This window comes from Steroidobacter sp. (assembly GCF_016790065.1).
Classification (GTDB): domain Bacteria; phylum Pseudomonadota; class Gammaproteobacteria; order Steroidobacterales; family Steroidobacteraceae; genus Steroidobacter.
This window is the reverse complement of sequence record NZ_JAEUPY010000669.1, coordinates 1-3,419: the sequence shown is the minus strand read 5'-3', so window position 1 is coordinate 3,419 and position 3,419 is coordinate 1. Positions and strand designations below refer to the sequence as shown.

General features: G+C 63.2%; 3 protein-coding genes. All 3 read left to right on the top strand.

The genetic code is table 11. From position 1 onward, the window contains the following. Positions 1-396: response regulator transcription factor (locus tag JNL55_RS27595; RefSeq protein WP_293862249.1), on the top strand; the 396-nt coding region annotated here is incomplete at its 5' end. An 18-nt stretch (positions 397-414) separates the two neighbouring features. Beyond that, a complete protein-coding gene (locus tag JNL55_RS27590; protein WP_293862246.1) occupies positions 415-1,782 on the top strand; it encodes an ATP-binding protein in 1,368 nt (455 codons plus the stop codon). Between the two features lie 18 nt (positions 1,783-1,800). Next, the coding region (hrpA, locus tag JNL55_RS27585; RefSeq protein ID WP_293862243.1) for an ATP-dependent RNA helicase HrpA at positions 1,801-3,419 on the top strand (1,619 nt) is incomplete at its 3' end.

Sequence of the window (3,419 nt, the reverse complement as noted above, 5' to 3'; positions counted from 1 at the left end):
GTCGCCAAGCCGTTTCATTTCGAGGAGCTGTTGGCGCGCGTCCAGGCGCTGATGCGTCGCTCGGGCGGTTGGGCACAGCCGGTCCTGCGCTGTGGGCCGGTGTCGCTGGACCCGCGCACTCAGGAAGTCATGGTCAACGGCCGCAAGGTCGACCTGACCAGCTTCGAGTACCGCATCCTGGATCACTTGATCCATCGCGCCGGCGAAGTGATTTCCAAGAGCGAGTTGACCGAGCGGCTGTACGCCCAGGATTTCGACCGCGATAGCAACACCATCGAGGTGTTCATCGGTCGCCTGCGTCGTAAGCTCGATCCGGACGAGACCATCAAGCCGATCGAGACCTTGCGCGGCCGCGGTTATCGTTTCGCTCTCCAGCGCGACACCGCCGCCGCCTAAGGAATCATTGCGAGGACGATGCAGCCGCGTTCGTTAAGCACACGACTGCTCGTCTCGGTCAGCATCCTGCTGATCCTGTTCTTTGGCGTCACCATTCTGGCCCTGGACTTCGTGTTCCAGGACCTGAGCCGGCGTGCCATCCAGGATCGGCTGGAAATCCAGGTGCTGGCGTTGTTGTCGGCCTCGGAGGAAGACTCCAGCGGCGGGCTGCGTCCTGACCAGCTCGCCGAGCCGCGTTTCGACAATCCGGGCTCCGGCTTGTATGGCGAAGTCCTGCGTAGCGACGGCTTGCCCAGCTGGCGCTCCAAATCGCTCACTGGCACCGGCATCGAGTTTCCACACGTACACACCGGCGAGCGCCGCTTCGGCGAGTTGCAGCGGGCCGACGGTTCGACCGTGCTGTCGCTCAGCATGGGCATCGAGTGGCAGTTCCGAAACGGCGTGATGCGGCCGTTCGTCTACAGCGCCGCTGAAAGTCTCGAACCTTATTACGCTCAGTTGAATCAGCTGCGCGGTCGGCTGTTCGGCTGGTTCGGCGCATTGATGGCAGTGTTGCTGGGTGCGTTCGCGGTCTTGTTACGCCGACTGCTCGCGCCGTTGCGACGGGTCGAGCGCGAGATCGAAGACATCGAAGCCGGCAATCTCACCGAGCTCGGCAGCGGCTATCCACGCGAGTTGCTCGGCATCACCACCAATTTGAACGCGCTCCTTCGCAGCGAGCGCGAGCGGCTGGCGCGCTATCGAAACACGCTCGGCAATCTTGCTCACAGCTTCAAGACGCCGTTGGCTGTCATGCGCAATCTGCTGAGCACCCAGCAGGGCAGAGAGTCGCCCGTCGCTCGTCAGCTCGATGAGCAGGTCGGTCGCATGGACGACATCGTGAAGTATCAGCTGCGTCGTGCCGCTGCGGCGGGTGGCACTGGCCTCGGCGCTGCGCCCACCGATGTTCGCGACGCGTTGGAAGCGCTTCGTGGAGCGTTGCTCAAGGTCTACATGGATCGCGGCCTGACTTGCGAGCTGACGGTCGGCGAAGGCTGCACCTTCACCGGCGACCGCGAAGATCTCACCGAGATCGCGGGCAATCTGTTGGATAACTCATTCAAGTGGGCCCGCACGACGGTGCGTATCACGGCTGATCGGGTCGTGAGTCCCGCTGCTCGCCGCGACGGTTTGCGTCTGGTGATCGAGGACGACGGCCCCGGCATTCCGCTCGATTCTCGCGCCCGAGTCTTGGAGCGAGGCGCACGGTTGGATGAGCGCGTGGCCGGGCAGGGCATCGGATTATCGGTGGTCCGCGAGCTGGTCGAGCTCAATGGCGGCGTCATCGATATCGACAAGTCGGCACTCGGCGGCGCTCGGATCGAAGTAAAGATCGCGCCCGTGTAGAATCCCCGCCCTGCGGCGATGACTACTCCCACTTCTTCTTACACCGCGGCGCTGCTAGCGCTGCGCGATCAGCTACTGCACACGCGATTTGCCGACCGGCCGCGTTTGTCCCGTGAGCTGGATCGCCTGTTTGCGCGCCGGAATCCGCCTGCGGAGCCCGATGGCGCCATCGACAACTTGCGCCAGTCGATCGCGAATTCGGCGGCCACGGTCGAGCGACTCAAAGCTTTGCCATTGCGCCTCGAGTACGACCCCGCGCTGCCGATCAGCGCGCATCGCGAAGAGATCAGCAAGGCGATACAAACAAATCAGCTGGTCGTCATCTGTGGCGCCACCGGCTCCGGTAAAACCACCCAGCTGCCAAAGATCTGCATGGAAGCCGGCCGCGGCGCCTTCGGATTGATCGGTCATACCCAGCCTCGGCGTATCGCCGCGCGGGCCCTCGCCAATCGACTCGCCGAAGAGTTGCAGACGACGGTCGGCGGTGCGGTCGGTTATCAGGTGCGCTTCAACGATCGCACCGGCCCGGACACCCGCGTCAAGCTGATGACCGACGGCATTCTGTTGCGGGAGTTGGAGAACGATCGGCTGCTGCGTCGCTACGACACGCTGATCATCGACGAAGCGCACGAGCGCAGCTTGAACATCGACTTCCTGCTCGGTGTGCTGAAGCGATTGTTGCCGAAGCGGCCGGATCTGCGCGTCATCATCACGTCGGCGACTATCGATCCGCAGCGCTTCGCCGAGTTCTTCGGTGGCGCGCCGATCATCGAAGTGTCGGGTCGCAGCTATCCGGTCGAGGTGCGCTATCGACCGCTCAGGGGCACGGACGACGACGATTACGAGCTGTCGCTGGACGAGGGCATCGTGGCCGCCGTCCAAGAGTTGGACAAGGTGGATCGCGGCGATGTGCTCGTGTTCCTGCCGGGCGAGAAACAGATTCGCGACGCCGCTGACGAGCTGTCCAAGGCCCGGCTGCATAACACTGAAGTGTTACCGCTGTTCGCGCGGCTCTCGACTCGCGATCAAGAAAAGATTTTCGAGAAGCACGGCCAGCGTCGCGTAGTGCTGGCGACCAACGTTGCTGAAACGTCGCTGACCGTTCCAGGGATTCGTCACGTGGTCGACTCGGGCTTGGCACGTATCAGTCGCTACAGCGTGCGCGGCAAGGTGCAGCGCTTGCCCATCGAGCCGATCTCGCAGGCCAGCGCCGATCAGCGCAAGGGCCGCTCGGGTCGCGAGGCGCCGGGTATTTGTATTCGGCTGTATGCCGAGGACGAGTTCAATCTGCGCCCGGCATTTACGCCGCCGGAAGTGTTGCGGACCAATCTGGCCAGCGTCATTTTGCAGATGGCGGCGCTGGAGTTGGGCGAGCCGGAAGAGTTTCCGTTCGTCGATCCGCCCGATACGCGGTTGATCAATGACGGTTATCGGCTGCTGCAGGAACTGAAGGCCGTCGATGACGATCGGCGCGTGACCAGTGTTGGTCGGCAGCTTTCTTCATTGCCGGTCGATCCGCGATTGGGGCGCATGCTGCTGGCCGCCAGTCATCATGCGTGTCTGGCAGAGATGCTGGTGATCGCATCGTTCCTGGCTGCTCAGGATCCACGCGAGCGGCCGTCCGATGCGCAGGCTCA

Bases quoted from the DNA above. Each gene is read 5' to 3' on its own strand.
- JNL55_RS27590 (WP_293862246.1), top strand. From the start codon at position 415: ATGCAGCCGCGTTCGTTAAGCACACGACTGCTCGTCTCGGTCAGCATC.